Raw genomic sequence first — 22,146 nt, 5'->3', positions numbered from 1 at the left:
TGGAAACTCCTCGCGGAGATGAAACCGGCGGTGTCGGGGCGGTCACACACCCGTACGGGTGCGGACCTCAGAAAGTGCCAATCAGATGCCCCGAAATGCCTGTTCCAAGTCTTCCAGCAGGTCCTGCACGTCCTCAATTCCGCACGACAGGCGCACGAGCCCTTCCGTGACGCCGAGCTGCTGGCGGCGCGCTGGCTCCACCGAGGCGTGGGTCATGGAGGCGGGATGGCTGATGAGCGACTCCACACCACCCAGCGACTCCGCGAGACTAAACACGCGCACACGCGTGAGCACCGTGTTGGCATTTTCCTTGGAGCCCGTCTCCACCGAGATCATGCCGCCAAAGCCAGTCATCTGCTTTTTGGCCAGTTCGTGCTGCGCGTGCGAGGTGAGGCCGGGATAAAAGACGCGTTCGTCGCCCATGCGCTTCGCGAGCATCGCGGCAATCTCTCGGCCGTTGGCATCGCTCTGCCGGACGCGCAGGGCGAGCGTCTTGGTGCCGCGGAGCGCGAGCCACGAGTCCATGGGGCCCGGCACGGCGCCAGCGGAGTTGGCAATGAACTGAATGCGCGCGGCGAGGTCGTCGTCGTTGAGCACGCAGATGCCGCCAATCATATCGCTGTGGCCGTTCAGATATTTCGTCGTCGAGTGATACACAATGTCTGCGCCGAGTGCGAGCGGCTGCTGCAGCACCGGTGAGGCGAAGGTGTTGTCGACGATCATCAGCGCGCCGCTCGGCTTGATGACGCTCGCGGCTTCTGCGAGATCGGTAAGGCGCATCAGCGGATTCGTCGGCGTTTCGAGCAGTACGGCGACGGTGTTCTTTTTGATCGCGTCGGCAATCTTCTGCACGTCGCGCGTGTCCACAAACGAGAAGCTCAGGCCGAAGTTCGTGAGAATCTTGTCCATCAGGCGGTAGGTGCCGCCGTAGACGTTCTCACCCACCACAATGTGGTCGCCAGACTTGAAGAGCTTCATGAGCGAGTCGAGACAGCCCATGCCGCTCGAGAACGCAAAGCCGTGCTTGGCGCCTTCGAGAGCGGCCACGTTGCGCTCGAGCGCTTCACGCGTGGGGTTCTTTCCTCGCGCATACTCGTAGCCTTTGTTCTGCCCGAGCCCTTCCTGGACGTACGTAGACGTCTGGACGATGGCTGGCATAATCGCGCCCGTGGTCGGATCGGGGCGCTGGCCCGCGTGAATGGCGCGGGTGGCGAAGCGGTACTTGAAGTCGTCGTCGAAGGCGCGGGTCACGAGGCAGTACCCTGAGTGAGAAGGATGCGAGAAATCTATTCCGCCGGAGCGCGGAATGGGCGGGGCGGGCTGACGCGCGAGTGGCCGCGGCAGCGCCGCCGTTCAACCGGCGACGATCGAGATGTCCGTGGGTTGTTTGTACACCGACAGCCGGCTCTCACACCACCGCCGAACCTCGGCTTCACTGACGTCACCAACGATCTCCACCCCCACATCGTGCTCGCGCGACGGCTCGGGAATGGCGTACACCCGCGCGGACCGCACACCGGCGAGTTCACAGAGCGCTCGCTCGATTTCGCGCGGATACACGTTGAACCCGTTGCGCGTGAACATCGGCTTGATGAGCCCCTCGAATGTCACCGTGCCGTCGGCGTGACGAATGCCACGATCACCGCTGCCGAGCCAGCCGTCGCGTAGCTGCAGGCCCTTGTCACCGTCGTGCAGGTAGCCGGCAAACACCGTGGGGCCACGGACGCAGATCTCGCCGGCCGTACCGTCTGGCAGTGGGGCATTGGTCTCGTGGTCGCGCACCGTCACTTCGCAGCCTGGGAATGGCTCCCCCAGCGCGCCGCGCTGGTTCGGCCGGTCCGGGGGATTGAACAAGCAGACGGGCGACGACTCCGTGAGTCCGTACCCCTGCCGCAGTTCGACCCCCGTGGCGTCAAACCATCGATCCTGCAGTGCCACGGAAAGTGGCGCGCCACCGCAAATGCAGAGGCGTAGCATGTCAAAACCCGCGGCGCCCCCTTTGCGCTCAATCGCCGCCAGCAGGCCAGCGAACACCGCAGGCACACCCACAAACTCGGTGATCCCGGCCGACCGCATGAGATCGACTGCGGTGAGCGGATTGAACTTTGCCATCGTCGTCACCCGCCCGCCGGAGAGCATCGGCGCCATCGCCGTGACGGTCAGGCCAAAGAGATGCGCAAAGGGGAGTACCGCGAGGCAATGTCCCTGCGGCGTCATCTGCGCAGCTTCCACTGTTTGTCGCGCATTGGCCAGCAGGTTGCGATGCGTCAGCACCGCCCCGAGCGGCGTGCCTGCCATCGCCGAGGTGTACACGATGGCGCACTCTTCGTCGCGGCCGGGGGTGTCGGTGTCGATGGAGAGATCGATCCCAAAATGCGAGCCGAGGTCCACGTCGGTGGTGCCGTCGGGCGTTACGATGCGCGCGGCGCGCGGCGCCTCGTCGAGAAGCACATACGTCACCGACGGCGCCAACCGCCTGGCCAGTGACGCCACCGTGAACACCGCGCCCACGTTGGCGTCGGCAAGTTGAAACGCGATTTCGGCAGGGGCGGCCAGCGGGTTGATCAACACCGCGCCTCGCCCGTCGCTCGCCGCCAGTGCCGTGAGGAACTGCGGCCCGCTCGGGAGTAGCAGTGCGCTCCGTCGGCCGGCAAGGGCGCGAACCAGCGGGGCGCTCCGTTGCAGGAGCGTAAAGCCAGCGGCCACAAGCTGTGGCGCGGAGAGGCCGTCAATCGAGCCGCCGCCAGCGGCGGCAGCGAGCGGTAGCAGGGTCATGCGGCGGGGTAAGTGACCGATGGCAAGCTACCCGCGGGACACCCCTCCGCCAACCGTGGGCGTTGTCGCTCCCGCTCGCGTTCCGGTAGCTTTATCACAATGACAGACCCTCGACTGATGATCTCCGTGTCCGGCATTCGTGGCCGCGTCGGCCACGGCCTCTCGCCGGAAGTGGTCGCACGCTACGCGGCGGCCTTTGGTGCCTGGGCGGTGGCGCAGGGCGGGTCACGCGCCGTCGTGTTGGGCCGCGACAGCCGCGTCTCCGGGCCTCTGTTCCATACCATCGCGCGCGCAGCGCTCGAATCCGTGGGCGCCGACGTCATTGACCTCGGCCTCACCACCACGCCCACCATTCAGATGGGGGTGGAGCATCACCACGCGGCGGGCGGGCTTGGCATTACCGCGAGTCACAATCCCATCGAATGGAATGCGCTCAAGTTCATCGGCGCGTCGGGGCTCTTTCTGTCGGCTACCGAAGGGGCGCAAATGCGCGCGCTCGTCGAGAGCGGCGTGCCCTACGTCGAATGGAATCAGCTCGGAAAAACAACCTTCGACGGCGACGCGATCAAGCGCCACCTCGACGCCATTCTCAAACTGCCGTTCATCAACGTGCAGGCCATTCGCGCGCGCGGATTCCGCGTGGCGTACGACGCCTGCCGCGGTGCCGGTGGCGCCGTGATTCCGCACCTGCTCGAGTTGCTCGGCTGCGAAGTACACGAAATCAACATCGAAACCGATGGCCGCTTTCCGAGGCCCCCCGAGCCGATCCCTGAAAATCTGGGCGATCTCGAAAAGCTCGTGCAGCAAACGGGCGCGCAGGTGGGCTTTGCCACCGACCCCGATGTAGACCGTTTGGCGCTCGTCTCAGACGCGGGCACGGCCATCGGCGAAGACTACACACTCGCACTCGCGTGCCGTGTCGTCCTGCGACACCGCAAGGGAAGTGTGGTCACCAATCTTTCCACCTCACGCGTGGTGGACGATGCCGCCGCCGACCACGGACAGCGTGTGATTCGCGCGCCGGTGGGTGAGGTGAACGTGGCGCTCCGAATGAAAGCAGAGCATGCGGTGATTGGCGGCGAAGGCAACGGTGGCGTGATTCTACCAGAGTTGCATCTGGGACGTGACGCACCGCTCGGCGTGGCACTTGTCTTGCAACTCATGCTCGAGGATCCGCGTCCGATTTCGAAGATTGTGTCGGACTCGCCTCGCTACGCGATTCTCAAAGAAAAGCTCGACCGCCCAAACGCACCGCTCGATACCGTGTACGCCGCATTGCGTGCGGCCTTCCCAGACGCGGAAGCGGACACGCAAGATGGACTGCGACTCGGCTGGCCAGACCGATGGGTGCATGTGCGGCCGTCGGGCACGGAACCGATTGTGCGGGTGATCGCCGAGGCGCCCACCCGAGAGGCCGCGGCGCAGTTAGTGGAACGTGGCCGACAGTTGCTAGGCCAGCTGGCGTAAGCGCGCAGGACACGTCGTGGTTCGTTGTGCGCGGCACGGCGCCGGCGCTCGACTTCACCGTCTCTCCCCAATCTGACTATGTGCGGTATCATCGGTTACATCGGTCCCAAGGACGCCGTTCCCTATTTGATTGAGGGACTTCGGCGCATGGAGTACCGTGGCTATGACTCCGCGGGCGTCGCCGTTTGGACGGGCGATGCGCTCGAGGTACGACGCGCCGCCGGAAAGATTGCCAAGCTCGAGGCCGCGCTGGTGGCGTCGCCGCTGAGCGGCACCGTGGGCATCGGGCACACCCGCTGGGCCACGCACGGTCCGCCGACCGAACGCAACGCGCATCCGCATCTCTCGGCGGACGGCACGATTGCCGTTGTCCATAACGGCATTATCGAAAACTCCACCGCACTCAAGGCCGCCTTGCAGGACCTCGGCTACGAGTTCCGCAGCGACACCGACACCGAAGTCATCGCGCACCTCGTGCAGGAGCTGTTCGACGGCTCGCTCGAGGAAGCGGTCATCAACGCGCTGCGCAAAATCGAAGGCACGTACGGGCTCGCGGTGGTCTCGAGCAAAGATCGCGACAAAATCGTCGCGGCGCGGAAAGGCAGTCCGCTGCTCATCGGCGTCGGAGAAGGGGAAACCTTCCTCGCCTCCGATCCCTCGGCCATTCTCGCACACACGCGCCAGGTTGTGTACCTGAACGACGGCGATGTGGCGGTGATTGAGCGCGATAAGTACAAAGTGATTGACATCGATGCCATGCCGCAGCCGCGGACCGTGGATCGCATCAACTGGGATCTCGCGGCCATCGAGCGCGGTGGCTACGCACACTTCATGCTCAAGGAAATCTTTGAGCAGCCCACCACCATCGAAAATACGATGCGTGGCCGTTTGATCCTCGAAGATGGCACGGCCAAGCTCGGCGGCATCAATCTCTCGCACGAACAGCTGCTGAATATTGACAACATCATCATCACCGCTTGCGGCACCAGCTGGCACTCGGCGTTGATTGGCGAAATGATGATTGAAGAGCTGGCGCGCATTCCGGTGGAAGTGGAGTACGCGTCGGAGTTCCGCTACAAAAATCCGATCGTCACCGAGCGCACGCTCTGCATTGTCATGTCGCAGTCCGGCGAGACGGCCGATACGCTGGCCGCGATGCGCGAGGCCAAGCGTCGCGGTGCGCGCACGCTCGGACTCGTGAACGTGGTGGGTTCCACGATTGCGCGCGAAGACGACGGCGGCGTGTACCTCCACGCGGGCCCTGAGATCGGCGTGGCCAGCACCAAGGCGTTCACGAGCCAGGTGGTGGCGCTCGCGCTCTTCACGCTCAAGCTGGCGCGCAAGCGCGAGCTCTCTGTGGCGCGAGGGCGCGAGTTTGCGCAGGCGCTGGCCGCACTGCCGGGGCAGATCAAGACGGTGCTCGATACCGCGTCGGTGATCGAGGAGATTGCCGAAGAGTTCAAGCGCGCATCGAATTTTCTGTACCTCGGCCGCGGCTTCAATTTTCCGGCAGCGCTCGAAGGCGCGCTCAAGCTCAAGGAAATCTCGTACATCCACGCCGAGGGCTATCCCGCGGCGGAGATGAAGCACGGGCCGATCGCGCTCATCGACGAGATGATGCCGGTGGTGTTCATCGCCCCGCACGACGCGGTGTTCGACAAAGTCGTGTCGAACGTGCAGGAAGTAAAAGCACGCAAGGGCAAGACGATTGTCATTACGTCGCGCGATGAACCGTCACTCAAGGGACTCGTGGATTATGAAATCCGCATTCCTGAGACGGTCGACATGCTCATGCCGATTCTCGCGTCGGTGCCGCTGCAGTTGCTGGCGTACTACATCGCCGTCAAGCGCGGCTCGAATGTGGACCAGCCGCGCAACCTCGCCAAGAGCGTCACGGTCGAGTAGGCCGCTGGCGTCTCGGATGCGCCGCGCGGCGGCGTTTACGGGGCGCCCGTGTCTCCGGACTCGCTCGGCCGCTTGAGCCGAGCGAGCGCCTCACGCGCCGACTCGGCTTCACGCGAGTCGGGATGCTGCTCAATCAGCCGCCGCAATTCGACCAGCCCGCGTCCTTCGTCGGCGAGCGGCCCGAGATGCAGGTCGATGATCTTCAACGACGCATACCGGTGGTGCTCCGCGCGAACCCCAGGCGTCTCGCGCGCCATGCGGAATCGGTCGAGCGCTTTGCTGGGCTCGTTCAGTTTGCGGAGGTACAACTCGCCGGCGCGAATCAGCGGAAACGCATTGCCCGGCTGCGAGACGGCCACGGCTTCCCACGCGTCGGCCGCCTTCGCGAAGAGACCCCTCGCCTCCAGCGTCTCGATCTGCGAGAACGTTTGCGCGTATGTCCCCTTGGCCGCCGGCGCGTACACCTGTTGCGCCGTTGCACCGGACGCGGTGAGCAGCGTGTACCCAATGGCCTTGCCCATGGCAAAGCCAATCAGGGCCGCGATCGGAATGAGCCACAGCTTGCCGCCCAACCCCGGGAATCCCAGCGCGGTGGCAATCCCAGTCCAGATGACCATCACAATGGCCCCCCACACCCCGTGGAGGTTCCCTCGGTGAATCCATGCGACGTAGCGGCGGCTTTCCATACGTTCGTTATCTTACCCTGAATGCGAGTCCTCATCCAGCGCGTGACGCGCGCCGAAGTCCGAGTCGAGGGGCGGGTCACCGGCCGAATCGCGCAGGGATTGCTCCTGCTCGTCGGCTTTACGCACGCCGATACGGGTGATCAACTCACCTGGATGGCCGACAAGATTGCCGGCCTGCGCATCTTTGGCGATGCCGACGGCAAGATGAATCTCGCGCTCCCCGATGTGGGCGGCGCGGTGCTCGTCGTGAGTCAGTTCACGCTCTACGGCGACGCCGAGAAGGGCCGTCGGCCGAGTTTTATTGACGCCGCGCGCCCCGAGGTAGCGATTCCCCTATACGAGCTGTTCCTCGGACTACTGCGCGACCGCGCGCTCACGGTGGAAACGGGAGAGTTCGGCGCGATGATGGATGTGGAACTCGTGAACGACGGCCCTGTCACACTGTGGCTCGAGCGATGAGCCAGCGCGTCATCTTGGCCTCGCAGTCGCCGCGCCGCCGCGAACTGCTGACGTTGATTGGCATTCCGCACGAGGTGCGGCCCGCCGACATCGACGAAACGCCGCTCGCCGGTGAACTCCCCGTGCCGCACGCGGAGCGTCTCGCGCGGGCCAAGGCGCATGCGCTGGCGGCATTGGAGCCAGACGCCGTGGTGATCGCCGCCGACACGATCGTCGTGGTGGACGGAGACATCCTCGGGAAGCCGCGCGATGCGGCGGATGCCGGTGTGATGCTGGGGCGCTTGAGTGGCCGCTCGCACATCGTGTACACGGCGATCGCGGTGGCGCGGGGGGAGCGCACGGAGTCGGCGGTGGAGGCGGTGACCGTGACCTTTCGTGCGCTGAGCGCCGGGGAGATCACCGATTATGTGGCCACCGGCGAGCCCATGGATAAGGCCGGCGCGTACGGCATTCAGGGCTACGGCGCGACGATCGTGGAGCGGGTGGACGGCGACTACTTCAGCGTGATGGGGCTCGGGCTTCGCCGTCTGGTGGAGCTCCTCTCACGCGTCGGACTCACCTATCACTTCCAGAAGCCCCTCGAGGGCTAGGCTGGCATCCGCGCGTCCAACTCCTTCGGGTTCTTGGCGAGATCGGCCAGCGTGACCCCGTCGAGTGCAGTGAGAAACTCGCGCAAGGCGTTGTCGAGTATTCCCGCGAGCGCACAGACCGCAGCGATGGGGCACTGATTGGTCTCGGCGTTGAAGCACTCGACGAGGCAGAGGTTGTCTTCCGTCTCGCGCACGACGTCGCCAATGCGGATGTCGGTGGCCGGCCGAGCGAGCTTCACGCCGCCGGAGCGCCCGCGCAGCGTTTCGACGTAGCCCATCTGGGAGAGGCGGGCGATCACCTTGGCGAGGTGATCCTCGGACATCCGCATTCGCCTCGCGATTTCACCAGCCGTAACCGGTCCATCGGTGTGAATTGCAAGGTATGTGAGACAACGCAACGCATTGTCGGTGTGTCGGGTAAGGCGCATCACTTCCTCTCAGCGCGAGTCAGTGTGTAGGGGAAAAACGTACAGGGAATCAGGCATGTTCTGACTCTCGAAAGTGGTAAGTAAAAAGCAACTTATGTGCGTTGTACTCCGCCCTACAAGTCCTTGTCACGCTCTTCGCGGTTACTCCCACACGTTCGAGGATGCTCATGGTAAAAATCTTCCGCTCCCGTGCGCTGCTCGGCATTGCGGCCGTCGCATCGACGCTCGTGATCGGCTACGCGTGCACGGCGCGCCAAAGTGGTGCGCCGTCGATCCTCGCATCCGACGCGGCACAGAAAGTATATGTCGCGCCTGGGGCAAAAGACGAATTCTACGCGTTCTTTTCTGGTGGCTTCAACGGACAAGTCGGTGTCTACGGTTTGCCGTCGGGCCGTCGCCTCAAGACGATCCCCGTGTTCTCGCAGTATCCCGAGAACGGGTACGGCTACACGGAAGAAACCAAAGCCATGCTCAACACCTCCTACGGCTTCGTGCCGTGGGACGACTCGCACCATCCCGCGCTGTCGCAGACGGCTGGTGAAGATGATGGCCGCTGGCTCTTCATCAACGGCAACAACACGCCGCGTATCGCCCGTATCGACCTCACGCGCATGGAAACCGAGGAAATTCTCGAGATCCCGAACGCCGGTGGCAATCACGGCTCGCCGTTCGTGACCGAAAACAGCGAATACGTCGTGGCCTCGACGCGATTCTCGGTGCCGGTGCCGAACCGCGACGTGCCGATCGCCGAGTTCAAAAAGTTCTTCAAGGGACAGATCTCGTTCATCACCGCCGACAAGCCCGGCAAGATGGCGGTGGCGTTCCAGCTCGCCATGCCTGGCTTTGACTATGACCTCGCCCGCGCCGGCAAGGGGCCGAGCCACGGCTGGATGTTCCTGAGCTCGTACAACACGGAGCAGGCCAACTCGCTGCTCGAAGTCAACGCGTCGCAGCACGACAAGGACTTTGTCGCGGCGGTGCACTGGAAGGCTATCGAAGAATGCGTCAAGGCGGGCAAGGGCGTGCCGCAGCCCGTGGATTACATGCACAACACCATCGACGCCTTTACGCGCACCGCGACCAGCGAGAAGATCAGCAGCGTGCTGGTGGTCGAGCCGAAGAACTGCCCCGGCGCCGTCTACTTTATGCCGACGCCCAAGTCGCCGCACGGCGCGGACGTCGATCCGACGGGCGAGTACATCGTGGCCGGCGGCAAGCTCGCCTCGGTGATCCCCGTGCACTCGTTCACCAAGCTCCAGAAGGCCATCGCCGACAAAGCCTTTGAAGGCGACCTCGACGGCATTCCGGTGCTCAAGTACGAGTCCACGATTGCCGGCGAAGTGAAGAACCCGGGCCTTGGCCCCCTCCACACCGAGTTCGACGGCAAGGGCTACGCCTACACCTCGATGTTCATCTCGTCTGAAATCGTGAAGTGGAAGCTGGGTACGTGGGAAGTCGTGGACCGCGTGCCGACCTACTACTCCGTGGGTCACCTGATGATTCCGGGCGGCGGCACTCGCAAGCCCAACGCGAAGTACGTCGTCGCGATGAACAAGATCACCAAGGACCGTTATCTCCCCACGGGGCCGGAACTCACACAGAGCGCACAGCTCTATGACAACACCGGCGACAAGATGAAGCTGCTGCTCGACTTCCCCACGGAAGGCGAACCGCACTACGCCCAGGCGATCGAAGCCAAAAAGATCGTGGACCGCCAGGTGAAGTTCTTCAAGCTCGCCGAAAATAAAAACGCGATGGCGGTGAAGGCTGAGAAAGAGACCGGTGTCAGCCGCGAAGGGAAGAAAGTGCACGTGCGTATGACGGCGATTCGCTCGCACTTCTCGCCGGACAACATCGAAGGCGTGATGGTCGGCGACACGGTGCTCTTCCACCTCACCAACCTCGAGCAGGATTGGGACGTCCCACACGGCTTTGCCATCATGGGCGCGCAGAACGGTGAACTGCTCGTCATGCCAGGCGAAACGCGGGCGCTGCTCTGGATTCCGCGCAAGCCGGCGGTCTACCCGATGTACTGCACCGACTTCTGCTCGGCGCTGCACCAGGAAATGCAGGGGTATGTGCGCGTCTCGGCGGCGGGGAGCAATATCCCGCTGACGGCCACGCTCTCGAAGGGTCCGACGGCGGCGCCGAAGCCAGCGCCGGCAAAGACCGAAGCCAAAAAGTAGAACGTCCGTGGGAGCTGGGGGCGGCGTGTGCCGCCCCCAGCACCACTTCTCTCGCCGGAGTCCGAGGCTGTGCGTCGTCCCGCTCGCATCTTCACACTGGTTGCCGCGCTCCTCATGAGCGTCGCGTTTGTCTTTCCGCTCTGGCGCATTTCGCTTATTGCGCCGCAGTACCCGGAAGGACTTGGCATGCTCATTCGCATCAACAACATCGTTGGGATCAAGGAGAACGATCTCAATAGCATCAACGGGCTCAACCACTACATCGGCATGGCCCGCATTGAACCCGATGGCATTCCCGAGTTGCGTTTCATGCCGGCCATTCTCGGCACACTCATCGTCGTGGGCCTGCTCGTGGCCGCGTCGGGCAAGCGCGCCGCGCTCGTGGTGTGGGCGGTCATGCTCGCCGGCGTCTTTATTGGTGGGCTGTACGACTTCTGGCGATGGGGCTACGAGTACGGACACAACCTCGCCGATGACGCGATCATCAAAATTCCCGGCATGAGCTATCAGCCACCGCTCATTGGTCCTAAGCAGTTGCTCAACTTCAGAGCCACCTCCTGGCCAGACATCGGAGGATGGGCGCTGGTCATTGCGGCTGGGCTCGTGGCCTACGCCCTGTTGCTCTCGTTCAAACACACCGCGACGCCCCCCCAGTCCACTCTTTCTTCGTCCTGATCGGTCACGTCGTCCCTGTCCCCCCTTCTCACTATGCGCCGCACTGTCCCCCCACGACGCACCGCTTTGTTCCTCGCATTCGCGTGGCTGATGGCCGCGTGTAGCGCCGCCGGCCCTGTGCCGATCCGGATGAACGAAGACGCGTGCGACTTCTGCCGTATGACGATTTCCGATAGCCGTTTCGGCGGCGAAGCGGTGACGTCCACTGGCCGTCGACACACGTTCGATTCCATTGAGTGCCTGCTGAGCTGGTCGCGCACGGCCAGTGCGAAAGACACGCGCGCCCTCTATGTGATCGACACGCAGCATCCGGGTTCCTTCGTCGCCGCCGACAGCGCCGGGTTCCTCAAAGCCGGCATGATGAAGAGCCCTATGGGTCGCGGGCTCGTCGCCTTCGCGTCGCTGCAGCGCGCCGAGGAGCAACGCGCCATGCTGGGTGGCACGGTGATGACGTGGCGTGAACTGCTGGCCGATACCACGCAAACCACCGCACCGGGGGCGCCGTGAAGCGGCTGCTCTCGCTCGCGGGCTTCGTTGCCGCGCTCGCAGCCGTAGCGCCACCGCTCCGCGCCGCGGACCTCGTGGTAGGGCCGCACGCGCCGTATACCACGATCGCCCAAGCGCTCGCGGCGGCCCGCCCGGGTGATCGCGTCGTGATTACCGCGGGACTCTACCGCGAGCCGACGCTCGTCGTGCGCACGCCGCACATCACCGTTGAAGGGCGCGGCTGGCCCGTGCTCGACGGCGAGTCGGTACGCACGGTGTTCGTCATTGCCGCCGATTCGGTGACCGTGCGCGGGTTGGTGCTGGAGCACACCGGGGTGTCGAATCTCGACGACCGAGCCGGCATCCGCGCCGAAGATGTGCGCGGGTGCATCATCGAGCACAATCGTCTGCGTGACAATCTCTTTGGGATCTACATCCAACGGAGCGCCGATTGCATCGTGCGCGACAACGATGTGGAAGCACACGGTGCCTCGCAGACCACCAGCGGCAACGGCATTCACATGTGGTATTCGCCTGGTACGCGCGTTGAGCGCAATCGTGTGAGCGGTCAGCGCGACGGTATCTACTTTGAGTTTTCGCCTGGTGGCGTCACCACGGACAATGTCAGTGAACACAGTCAGCGCTACGGCCTGCACTTCATGTTCTCGGACTCGTGCCGCTACGAGCGCAATGTGTTTCGCGACAATACCTCTGGTGTGGCCGTGATGTACAGCCGCGGCGTCGTGATTTCGCACAATCGCTTCGAGCGGGCCTGGGGCAGCGGCGCGTATGGACTGCTGCTCAAGGAAATCCTCGGCGGCGAGATTCGCGGCAACACCTTCAGCCACAACTCCATCGGCCTTTACCTCGAGGGGGCCGTGCGGATGGCGGTGGCCGATAACGATTTCGTACAGAACGGCTGGGCGGCCAAAGTCCTGGCGAATGCCGAGGATAATCAGTTCACCGGCAACCGCTTTTCAGGGAACGCCTTTGATGTTGGCACTAACTCGCGCTCCGCGAGTTCGACCTTCGACGGGAACTGGTGGGACGCCTATCGCGGCTACGACTTGAACCGCGACGGCATCGGGGACGTGCCCTTTCACCCCGTGCGCCTCTTTGCGCTCATCGTGGAGCAGCATCCAGCGGCCCTCGTTCTGCTGCGGAGCCCGATGGTCGCGGTGCTCGACGCCGCCGAACGAGTGCTCCCGGTGCTCACGCCCGAGGCGCTGGTCGATCACCATCCACACATGAGGCCGCGGCCATGATTTCTGCCAACGGCCTGCGCAAGAAATTTGCGGCACTCGAAGTCCTCGACGACGTCACACTCAATGTGCGCCCGGGCGCGGTCACCGCGCTCGTCGGCCCCAATGGGTCAGGGAAGACCACGTTCATCAAGATCGTGCTCGGCCTCACCCGTGCCGACGCGGGAAGTTTTTCGGTTGACGGACAGCTCTCGGATGCCGCGGGTGCCTATCGTCGGCACATCGGCTACATGCCGCAGGCGGCGCGCTTTCCCGAGAACCTCAAGGTCCAGGACGTCCTCGCGCTGATTCGCGCCCTGCGCCCAGACGAAGCGCGCGACGAAGAACTCATCACGGCGTTCGGATTGGCTGCCGAAATGGAAAAGGCCGTCGGCACGCTCTCCGGCGGCACCCGCCAGAAAGTGAATGCCGCCATCGCGTTCCTCTTCCGCCCGTCGTTGCTCATTCTCGATGAACCGACCGCCGGACTCGATCCTGTGGCGAGCGGCATTCTCAAGGAAAAGATTCGTCAGGTGCGCGCCGAAGGACGTTCGGTGCTCATCACCTCGCACATTCTCGCCGAGCTCGAAGAACTGGCCGACGACGTCGCGTTCTTGTGTGATGGGCGGCTCCGCTTTGCCGGCACAGTGGCGGCGCTCCTCGAACGCACGGGGCAGACGCGCCTCGAACCCGCCATTGCGGCGCTGATGCGGCTTGAGGGATCACGCCGGAGCGCGCTCGTCGAACCAGCCACCGCGGCTGGTTGGCCGACGCCAGCCCCGGAGGCCCTGTGAAGATCGTGCTGCTCGTGCTGGAGGCAGGGCTGCGCGATCTTACGCGCAATCGCTGGATTGTTGCCTATGGACTCTGCTTTCTGCTGCTCGCCGAAGGACTCTTTTGGTTTGGCGGTACGGGCCCGCAGGTGGCGCTGAGTCTCCTGAACATCGTCCTGATGATCGTGCCGCTGGTGGCGCTCGTCTTTGGCACGATTCACATGTATGCCTCGCGCGAGTTTGTTGAGCTCCTGCTCGCGCAACCGGTGCCGCGGCCGCAGCTCTTCGCGGGGCTTTTTCTTGGACTGGCTCTCCCCTTGAGCGGTGCGTTCGCCGTCGGTGCGGGGATACCGTTTGCCTGGCATGCAGGCGCGGGCACCGGCGGCGGCGCGCTGCTCGCGCTCTTTACCGCGGGCATCGCACTCTCCGTAGCGTTCTCCGCGATCGCCACGTGGATTGCCCTGTCCACGGAGGACCGACTCAAAGGCGTCGGCCTCTCGCTCGGCGTCTGGCTCGCTTCAACGATTGTGTACGACGGGCTCGTGCTCGCGGCGGCGGCGGCGTTCGCCGACTACCCGCTTGAAAAACCGCTTCTCGGATTGATGCTCGCCAACCCGGTGGATCTGGCGCGCATGCTCGTCCTCACGCAACTCGATGTGTCCGCTCTGATGGGCTATACCGGCGCGCTGTTCGAGCGCACCTTCGGCACCGGCCTGGGCACGAGCATCGCGGTCGCGACGCTCACCGCCTGGTGCGCGGTGCCGCTCGCGCTCGCCGCTCGGCGGTTTCAGCGGCGCGACTTCTAATGTTTCACTTCCTTCGCACTCTTGGAGAATCACGCATGCGCACGTCACACCGCACGGCCATTTTTGGAATCGCCCTCGTCCTCGTCGCCGCCGCATGCGGTGGTGGAGAGTCGAAGCCAGCGGATGCCTCCGCGGGTGGTGCCGCGCAATCGGCGGTCGCCGCGACGGGAACCGTCATTGAAATCTCCGCCACGACCGATGACAAAGGCTCGTACTACGAACCCAAAGAAATCACCGCGAAGCCGGGCGACGTGCTGCGCGTCAAGCTCATCACGGGCGTGCACAACGTGAATTTTCTTCCGGACTCGAACCCCGGCAAAGCCGGCCTGCCGGCCGCGTCTGCGTTCCTTCAGCTCCCAGGGCAGACGATCGACATCCCGCTCACGTTCGGCGAAGGCGATTTCTACTTCCAGTGCGATCCGCACGCGGCACTCGGCATGAAGGGCCGCGTCGTCGTCAAGAAGTAACGCAGTATTCGTTGGCAGTTGATCGTCGTGCTTCGCGGGTCCGGGGGGACACCGGGAGTACGGGGGTCAGCTGCCAGCGATGCGCGCGCCGTAGGCGCTGCGCCACCGTTCGACACGGTCGAGGACGTCGCGCACGCTGATGCGCGGCATGCGCCCGAGGCGATTCTCCATTGAGATCGGATACGCCTCGCCCGGCTCGCCATAGGCGTCGATCATCAAGTCGCCGAACGCGCGGTACGGACCCACGCGTTTCGGATTTGAATACCCGACGAGCGATACCACCGGCCGGTTTAGCGCCACACTGATGTGCAGCGGTCCCGTGTCGGGCGATAGTACCAGCGCCGCCGCATCAAAAATCCCCACGAGCCCGCGCAACCCGCCATTTCCGAGCGCGCTGAACGGCTTCACCGACGCGCGTTCCATAATCACCTGCTCCGCGTGTACCTCGCGCGGCGATCGCCCGCCCACCAGCACGGGCTGCAGGCCAAAGTCGTGCCACAGTGCATCGCATACTTCCGCCCAGCGTTCAGGGGCCCAGTCCTTCTCCGCCTTGCTGGTGGCCACCACGATCGGCGCGGTGGGGCGCTCAAAGCGCGCGATGAATGCGCGCTGCCACTCGCGTTCGGCCTCGTTCCACGGACCAAGATTCCACGTCACCGGAGCCGATGGCACGCCGAGCCAATCGGTGAACTCGAGGTATTGATCCTGCACGTGCTGCATCGCGTGCGCTGGAATGCGATGCGTGGTAAAGAGCCAGTTGAAGTCGCGCGCGCGGGCGCGGTCAAAGCCCAACTTGACCGGTGCCTGCGTAAAGCCAGTGATAATCCCGGCCTTGAAGTAGACCTGCAGGTTGACGACGAGGTCAAACCGACGTCCAGCGAGCGTGCGCCGGATGTCGAGAAAGCCACGGACGCCCGCAGTGCGGTCGAAGAGAATGATGTCATCAATCAGCGGATGCCCGCGCACCAAAGCGGCAGGGCCAGGCTGCAGCACCCACGTGATGTGCGCCGCCGGATGCGCCCGTTTGATTGCGTGCAGCACGGGCAACACGTGCACGGCATCGCCAACGGCGCTCATCATCACAATGCAAATCCGGTCCATCGCGACGCGCGTCATGACGCACGCTCCGGTCCAGCGGTGGCCGTCAACGGCATCAGCACCGCGGGGTCATCAAAATCGAGACCGACCGTCCGCCGCCACTTCCGCGCCGATCGCACGAGACGGATGAGATTGCGGTACGCGGCCGTCGCACTGTTCGCTTCACCAAACAACACGCGGTCCACGTCGAGTACGGCCGCCTGCACGCCGTCACGCGTCGGCATAATGAACACGTTTTTGAGATTGAGGTCGGGGTGCACCGCACCGGCGTGCCGCAGGCGGCGCAGCAACTCAGCCACGGCCTGCACGATGGCGGTGCGCGCCGCGGGCTCGGTGGTCGCGCGCCACGCGTCGGGAAGATCGCGGCCCTCGAGCGTGCGCGTCACCACGTCCGCGCGCACCAGCGGTCCAAACGCGGGGTAAATCGCGTACGCGAGCACCTCGGGTGTCGGCACACCTGCCGCTCTTAACCGGAGCGACGCTGCCAACTCCGCTGGCGCACGGGTCGGCGACAGAAAAAGATCGCCCGTGAGCGCCGCCAGCATGCCGCCGTGCACGGAATGCCGCACCACGACATCTTCGCCGGACGCGAGCGTCACGCGCCACGCCGTCGCGCGCCCCTGCAATGCCACGGCGTTTGGTGTGCGTGCCGCCCATGTGTGCAACGTGTTTCCACCCGCGAGAACCGCGGTGAGGGCCGACGCCACGGACTCGTGCGCCATCACGCGGATGCCGCGGGTCGTGGTCTCGTGGTATGGCGCGAGCGAACGCGTCACGTTTAGCGCACCACTTGGTACACGGGAACTACCTGGCTTTTGCCTTTGAGCTCCATCGGCGGTAGCGGCATAAGTCGCGGCGGCGTCTTGAGCGCCTGACGGAAGTCCTCGCTCAAGAGAATCTCCCCTGGGCCCGCCGCCGAACAGAGCCGGCTGGCCGTGTTCACGGTGTTCCCGATGACGGTGTACTCCAACCGCCGCTCACTGCCAATATTCCCGGCGAACGCCTCGCCAAAGTTGAGCCCAATACCAATCTGTAGCGTCGGACGCGACTCGCGCGTCCAGCGCTCATTCAGTTGGTCGAGCGCAATCATCATGTCGAGCGCGGCTTCCATCGCGCGGTCTACGTCGTCACTCTCGCCGAGTGGCGCGCCCCACTGCGCCATCACGGCGTCGCCAATGAATTTGTCGAGCGTTCCACCGTGCCGGAACACACACTCCACCATTTCGGTGAAGTATTCCGTCAGCAGGCGCGCCATCGCGTCGGGGTTCATCGTTTCGGAGAGCGCAGTAAAGCCGCGAATATCGCTGAACAATACCGCAACGGGGCGCTTATCGCCGCCCAGTTTGACCGCATCGGCACTGTTCGCAATACGGGCGGCAAGGTGCGGCGTAAAGAACCGCTCAAAGTTGCTCCGTACCAACGCCTCGCGCCGAATCCGGTCGGAGAACTGCCCGTTCTCAAGCGCGACGGCGGCAATCCCCGCAAATGCAATAAGGAAATCCAGGTCCGCTTCGCTAAAGCGGTGCGTCGTCACCGAGTTGTCGACGTACAGCACGCCGAGTACGCGATCTTCCGAGCCAATGAGCGGCGCGCACATGGCGGACCGCACCTGTTGCATCAGCACCGATTGCCCAGCAAAACGTTCGTCTTCTCCGGCATCGTCACTGAGCACCGCGACTTTGTCTTCCACCGCCGTGCGGGCAATGGACTGCGGAACAGGAGCGCCCTCCGCGGTACCACGACGGTCCCGCGAGACCTTACTCACCATCTGCCCGTGCTCGTCGAGCAACGAAATGGCGCACCGGTCTGCCTCGAGCGTTTCAAAGGCGTAGTCCGCGACTTTGCGCAGCAGTACGTCCACGTCCGCCGAACGCGTCAGCCCTTTCGACACCTCGAGCAGAATGCGCAACTTCTCGCGATCCTTCTCGGCGGGGTCCAGCGCCGTCGCCATGACCGCCTGGACGCTGCCGCTCTGCTTGCTGATCGCGGCGAACGACTCAGCGCTCGTGGGAACGTGGCGGACAATCGTGCCGCCGGGCTTCGGACCCTTCGGGGTGGGGGCTGCGCTCACCACCGGCGTTGCGTCCGAATACGCGTGCGGTGGGGCTGGGGCTTCGGGCGCGTGTGCCGCGTCCGCCGCATCTGCCGCATCTGCCGCATCTGCCGCGTGTGACGTTGCGGTGGTGGCGTTCGAAAAATCGCCTCCCGCCACTTCCACCCGAAACATGACGCTCCCAAACGTCAGGGTGTCCCCCGGAACAACGAAATAACTTTCCACCTTCACGCCATTCACGAAGGTGCCGTTGCTCGACCCGATGTCCTTTACCTGAATGCCGGTGTCTTCCACGCGCAACTCCGCGTGCCGGCGCGACACCGTCGGATCTACGACAGGGCAGTCGCTGTTCACCGCGCGCCCCACCACCATCGTGGAGGAGGCGCTCAAGTCGAACGAGTACTCGTTCGCGATTCCTGTGAGCCGGTACGTCATGCCCTAATTATGGCGTACGCGCCCGATAGCCGTCAGCATCGCGCGCGCTTTGTTCTCGGTCTCCTCCCACTCGGAGGCCGGCACGGAGTCCGCGACAATCCCCGCGCCACACTGCACGTTGGCCTCTCCACCGGCAATCACACAGGTCCGGATGGTGATGGCGAGATCCATCCGCCGGTCCCCGTACGCGATGTAGCCTACCGCTCCGGCATACGGCCCCCGCCGTTCCGGCTCGAGGGAGTCGATGATCTCCATTGCCCGAACCTTCGGCGCGCCGGTCATCGTGCCCGCCGGAAAGGTTGCCCGGAACACATCGAGCGTGGAGCGCCCGGCGGGCAGTCGTCCCTCCACCTGACTCACGAGATGAAGCACGTGTGAATACTTCTCGACGGTCATCAGGTCGGTGACTTCCACCGAGCCGTATTCCGCCACACGCCCCACATCATTGCGGCCCAAGTCCACCAGCATCACATGCTCGGCGCGCTCTTTTTCGTCCGCCAGCAACTCGGCGGTCGCCAGGGCATCCTGCGCTGCATCGCGGCCCCGCGCACGGGTTCCCGCAATCGGCCGCACAATCACGCGGTCATCCGCCACGCGCACCTGCAACTCGGGCGAGCTCCCCACGAGTTCCACGCCGTCGAGGGCGAGGTGATACATGTATGGACTCGGATTGAGCGCTCGAATTGCACGGTAGAGCGAGGTGCTGTCAAAGTCGTAGGGCACCACAATGCGTCGCGCCAACAGCGCCTGAAAGCAGTCGCCGGCCACAATGTGTTCTTTGATGCGCGCCACGTCAGCCATAAAGCGCTCACGTTCGTACGTCGAGCGGCCCGTAGCGGGCACCGCCTGCGCGTTTAGGTCGAGGGGCGGTAGCGACGGGCCCGTGCGGAGGCGCAGGATCGAGCGATCGATGGCCGCATGTGCCGCACGCTCCAACTCAGCCACCGCCTGCTCGCTCGCGCCCCGCGGCACGCGCATCGGCGTCACCACTCGTGCCTGTGAGCGGAGATTGTCCACGATCACGACGGTGCCCGTAAAGACAAACAGCGCATCCGGCGCCATCACCCCGCGAGGGGGCGGGGAAGGGAGGCGCTCGATGTGTCGCACGGCGTCATACGAGAAATACCCTACGGCGCCGCCCCAGAAGGCCCCGAGTTCGGGTGCCGCGACGGGCTCCCACGCGGTGAGCAAGTCACGGAGGTCGGCAAACGGGTCATCCGGCGTTCGGGCGCCGTGCCAGCCACGCACCGCATCCCAATCCTCAACAACACCGTCGCTCAGGCGCCACGCGCCGAGCGCTTCGGCGCCGAGGAAGGTGTAGCGGGCCCAGGTTTCGCTCCCCGCCGGTGCCGATTCCAGTAAGAACGCAAAAGGACTCGCGTCCGGGCTGCCCGCGTCGCGCAACTTTGCGAAGGCCGCCACCGGCGTGTCGGTATCCAGCAGAATGTCCCGCCACACGGGAATCATCACGCCGGTTGCCCCACTCGTTTCGCTCGGTGATCTTCCCTGCATGCGTCCTCTGATCGCGGCATTCGCCGCGTGCGTGATTGCGGGTGTGGGTGCGCCAACATTGGTGCACGCACAAACGTGGAACGATCCGCGCACGATGAATCTCGTTGATCGCGCAATCGCGCGCCGCGCGGCGCAGCTCGCCGACACCGGCCTCACAGACTACCGCGCCAACGCCCACGGGTTCCTGACCTTCCTCGCCCAAATTGGCGAAGGCTACCCCGATCCGCCGAAGGTCGTGCGTACGGACGAGCTCGCCCTCGAAGTCTATTGGCGCGCACCAAATCAGAGCAAGCAACGGATCGTCGGCCGTCGCGACACGCTCCTGCTCCCCACGGATATCGCCTATCACCGCGATCATCTCGCGATCGTCCAGAACAACTTCCCAGGCATCATTCGCCTCGGGGACGGTGACGAAGTCCGCGATGTTCCGCACCCGCTTTCCACCGCCGGGCGCGACGCCTACGATTTTGCGATCGTCGATTCCCTGCGCATCAAGACGCAGGAGCGCGCCTTTGACGTCCTCACCGTCAATGTCCGGCCGCGCGACGACCAGCAACCACGGGCCATCGGCGCCGTCTATCTCGACCGCGAAACGGGCTCCGTCGTACGGATGGCCGTCAGCTTCACCCGCGTGGCCCTCAAAGATCCACAGCTCGAGGATGTCTCGGTAATTCTCGAAAACGGCCTCTTCGAAGGGCGCTTCTGGCTACCACGGCGCCAAGAGATCGAAATTCGACGCACCGCCACTTGGATGGATTTCCCCACCCGCGGCATCATTCGCGGCCGTTGGGAAATCTGCTGCGTGCAGGTCAATCAAAAACTCCCCGCCCCGTGGTTTGCCGGCGAGGAAGTGGTGTCCCTGCCGCCCGCACAGCTCAAAGCCTACAAATTCGACGGCGGCATTCTCGAAGTGCTCCCCGGCGACCTCAAACTCAGCGCGGATGACGACGTCCGCCACGTGCAGGACGCCGCCCGCGAGCTCGTCCGCGCCGAAGCGCTCTCGCGCGCGCAATCCACCACGCCCAGCGCCCGCGGCGTGAGCGACGTCGTGCGCTTTGACCGCAACGAAGGGCTCGCCATTGGCGCGGGCCTCGCACAACGATTCGGCGCGGGCGTTGTCGCCAAAGGGCGCGCGCGTTTTGGCCTCGACGACCACCAACTCAAACACGAACTCTCGCTCGGTTGGCTGCACGCCAGTGGAGCAGGGCTTTCGATCACCGCACACGACGACTGGCGCGACGCTGGAGACGAAGCCGAAACCAGCGGCGTCCGCAACTCCATTGCCGCGCAGGAATTCGGAAGCGACTTCACCGACAGCTACCGCGCCCGCGGCGTGCAACTCGCCCTCGACGCAGGAAACGTTGGCGGCCTGCTCTGGCGCGTGACCGCCGAACGTGCGCACGACTCCCCGCTCGCGCTGCGAGCGCGCCCAGCGGTCGGAGCATTTCGGCCCGCTTTTGGCGCCGTGCCGCTCACGGTGGATCGCATCTCGCTCAGCATCACGCGCGCCCTCAGTGACGCCCCGTGGGGATCGCGAGGGCAGGGGGCGTTCTTCCTTGAGGCACTGCAAACGCGCGACGTATCCAGTGCCAGCCACAGCTCGCGATTCGCCCGGCTCGTGCTAACGGCGGACGCCGAACACGATTTTGGCACGGATAAACTCGCCCTGCACACCACCGCGGCGGCCATCATTGGCGCAGCGCCGCCCGCCCAGTGGCTCGTGCATATGGGCGGCCCCGTCACCGGCCCCGGCTACGATTTTCACCAGTTTGCCGCGCTCGGAGCCCTGTCACAGCGCGTGGAGTGGCGGCACCTGGCCGGCGCCCTCCCCCTCTCGCTGGGGCGCTTTGGCACGATGTCTATGCCAGTCGTCATTGCCCCCTTTGCCCAAGGGATCTGGCTTCAGGGGGAGCCTGGGGCACAGCAACGGGGCTGGTACGGCAGTGTCGGTGTCGGCGTCATTTCCCTCTTCGACCTGCTGCGGTTGGATGTTGCCCGCGGAATGCGTGACGGTCGTTGGACTTTCTCGGTAGATATGACCCGCGGTTACTGGCGGGTCCTCTAGCCCCTGACCGACGGTGCCCCAGCGGTTAGTTTTATGGTT

The 22,146-nt window shown here is 64.5% G+C and carries 20 protein-coding genes; 12 read left to right on the top strand and 8 right to left on the bottom strand.

Annotated elements, in window-relative coordinates:
* Positions 1-81: 81 nt before the first annotated feature.
* Entirely contained in the window at positions 82-1,251 is a 1,170-nt protein-coding gene (locus NTZ43_02970; protein ID MCX5766174.1) for a PLP-dependent transferase, read from the bottom strand.
* Between the two features lie 102 nt (positions 1,252-1,353).
* A complete protein-coding gene (locus NTZ43_02965; protein ID MCX5766173.1) occupies positions 1,354-2,775 on the bottom strand; it encodes an AMP-binding protein in 1,422 nt (473 codons plus the stop codon).
* A gap of 99 nt (positions 2,776-2,874) precedes the next feature.
* Here NTZ43_02965 and glmM point away from each other — a divergent pair, with 99 nt between their 5' ends.
* Together glmM and glmS are read left to right on the top strand one after the other, a co-directional pair.
* Positions 2,875-4,242, top strand: coding sequence for a phosphoglucosamine mutase (gene glmM, locus NTZ43_02960; protein MCX5766172.1), 1,368 nt, complete (start codon positions 2,875-2,877; stop codon positions 4,240-4,242).
* A 78-nt stretch (positions 4,243-4,320) separates the two neighbouring features.
* Positions 4,321-6,147, top strand: coding sequence for a glutamine--fructose-6-phosphate transaminase (isomerizing) (gene glmS, locus NTZ43_02955; protein MCX5766171.1), 1,827 nt, complete (start codon positions 4,321-4,323; stop codon positions 6,145-6,147).
* Between the two features lie 35 nt (positions 6,148-6,182).
* Here glmS and NTZ43_02950 read toward each other — a convergent pair whose 3' ends face one another.
* Positions 6,183-6,833, bottom strand: coding sequence for a hypothetical protein (locus tag NTZ43_02950; GenBank protein MCX5766170.1), 651 nt, complete (start codon positions 6,831-6,833; stop codon positions 6,183-6,185).
* Positions 6,834-6,854: 21 nt separating this feature from the next.
* Between NTZ43_02950 and dtd the strand changes: the two genes are divergently transcribed.
* The gene (gene dtd / locus NTZ43_02945) at positions 6,855-7,292 is read left to right on the top strand and encodes a D-aminoacyl-tRNA deacylase (GenBank protein MCX5766169.1); all 438 of its coding nucleotides are present in this window, start codon (positions 6,855-6,857) and stop codon (positions 7,290-7,292) included.
* Positions 7,289-7,882: a Maf family protein gene (locus tag NTZ43_02940; GenBank protein ID MCX5766168.1), complete on the top strand. Its 594-nt coding sequence runs from the start codon at positions 7,289-7,291 to the stop codon at positions 7,880-7,882. Before dtd ends, NTZ43_02940 begins: the two co-directional genes overlap by 4 nt.
* On the opposite strand, the gene NTZ43_02935 is transcribed toward NTZ43_02940, so the two are convergent.
* Positions 7,879-8,310 (bottom strand): Rrf2 family transcriptional regulator, encoded by a 432-nt coding sequence (locus NTZ43_02935; GenBank protein ID MCX5766167.1) that lies wholly within the window; start codon positions 8,308-8,310, stop codon positions 7,879-7,881. The genes NTZ43_02940 and NTZ43_02935 overlap by 4 nt on opposite strands.
* 167 nt (positions 8,311-8,477) lie before the next feature.
* Here NTZ43_02935 and nosZ point away from each other — a divergent pair, with 167 nt between their 5' ends.
* From nosZ to NTZ43_02900, 7 genes are all read left to right on the top strand, one after another.
* The gene (gene nosZ, locus NTZ43_02930) at positions 8,478-10,496 is read left to right on the top strand and encodes a Sec-dependent nitrous-oxide reductase (protein MCX5766166.1); all 2,019 of its coding nucleotides are present in this window, start codon (positions 8,478-8,480) and stop codon (positions 10,494-10,496) included.
* Positions 10,497-10,565: 69 nt separating this feature from the next.
* Positions 10,566-11,171, top strand: coding sequence for a hypothetical protein (locus NTZ43_02925; protein ID MCX5766165.1), 606 nt, complete (start codon positions 10,566-10,568; stop codon positions 11,169-11,171).
* A 33-nt stretch (positions 11,172-11,204) separates the two neighbouring features.
* The gene (locus NTZ43_02920; protein ID MCX5766164.1) at positions 11,205-11,678 is read left to right on the top strand and encodes a nitrous oxide reductase accessory protein NosL; all 474 of its coding nucleotides are present in this window, start codon (positions 11,205-11,207) and stop codon (positions 11,676-11,678) included.
* Complete coding sequence (locus NTZ43_02915; GenBank protein MCX5766163.1) at positions 11,675-12,922, top strand: nitrous oxide reductase family maturation protein NosD; 1,248 nt, start codon at positions 11,675-11,677, stop codon at positions 12,920-12,922. Before NTZ43_02920 ends, NTZ43_02915 begins: the two co-directional genes overlap by 4 nt.
* Positions 12,919-13,692, top strand: coding sequence for an ABC transporter ATP-binding protein (locus NTZ43_02910; GenBank protein ID MCX5766162.1), 774 nt, complete (start codon positions 12,919-12,921; stop codon positions 13,690-13,692). The genes NTZ43_02915 and NTZ43_02910 overlap by 4 nt, the downstream gene beginning before the upstream one ends.
* Entirely contained in the window at positions 13,689-14,477 is a 789-nt protein-coding gene (locus NTZ43_02905; GenBank protein MCX5766161.1) for an ABC transporter permease subunit, read from the top strand. Before NTZ43_02910 ends, NTZ43_02905 begins: the two co-directional genes overlap by 4 nt.
* A gap of 35 nt (positions 14,478-14,512) precedes the next feature.
* Positions 14,513-14,944, top strand: a complete 432-nt coding sequence (locus NTZ43_02900; protein ID MCX5766160.1) for a plastocyanin/azurin family copper-binding protein — start codon at positions 14,513-14,515, stop codon at positions 14,942-14,944.
* 66 nt (positions 14,945-15,010) lie between these two features.
* On the opposite strand, the gene NTZ43_02895 is transcribed toward NTZ43_02900, so the two are convergent.
* The 4 genes from NTZ43_02895 to NTZ43_02880 are packed head-to-tail and all read right to left on the bottom strand — an operon-like array spanning position 15,011 to position 20,042.
* Entirely contained in the window at positions 15,011-16,060 is a 1,050-nt protein-coding gene (locus NTZ43_02895; protein MCX5766159.1) for a glycosyltransferase family 9 protein, read from the bottom strand.
* Complete coding sequence (locus NTZ43_02890; GenBank protein MCX5766158.1) at positions 16,057-16,818, bottom strand: hypothetical protein; 762 nt, start codon at positions 16,816-16,818, stop codon at positions 16,057-16,059. Before NTZ43_02890 ends, NTZ43_02895 begins: the two co-directional genes overlap by 4 nt.
* 2 nt (positions 16,819-16,820) lie before the next feature.
* Positions 16,821-18,530: a GAF domain-containing protein gene (locus NTZ43_02885; GenBank protein MCX5766157.1), complete on the bottom strand. Its 1,710-nt coding sequence runs from the start codon at positions 18,528-18,530 to the stop codon at positions 16,821-16,823.
* Positions 18,531-18,533: 3 nt separating this feature from the next.
* Entirely contained in the window at positions 18,534-20,042 is a 1,509-nt protein-coding gene (locus NTZ43_02880) for an anthranilate synthase component I family protein (protein ID MCX5766156.1), read from the bottom strand.
* On the opposite strand from NTZ43_02880, the gene NTZ43_02875 reads away from it, so the two are divergent.
* Entirely contained in the window at positions 20,041-22,107 is a 2,067-nt protein-coding gene (locus NTZ43_02875) for a hypothetical protein (protein MCX5766155.1), read from the top strand. The two genes, NTZ43_02880 and NTZ43_02875, sit on opposite strands and share 2 nt — an antisense overlap.
* The last annotated feature ends 39 nt before the right edge of the window (positions 22,108-22,146 follow it).

It is taken from the genome of Gemmatimonadota bacterium (genome assembly GCA_026387915.1).
Lineage (GTDB): Bacteria > Gemmatimonadota > Gemmatimonadetes > Gemmatimonadales > Gemmatimonadaceae > Fen-1231.
Note: the sequence above shows the minus strand (reverse complement) of the source record. Positions and strands in the feature narration are given on the sequence as shown.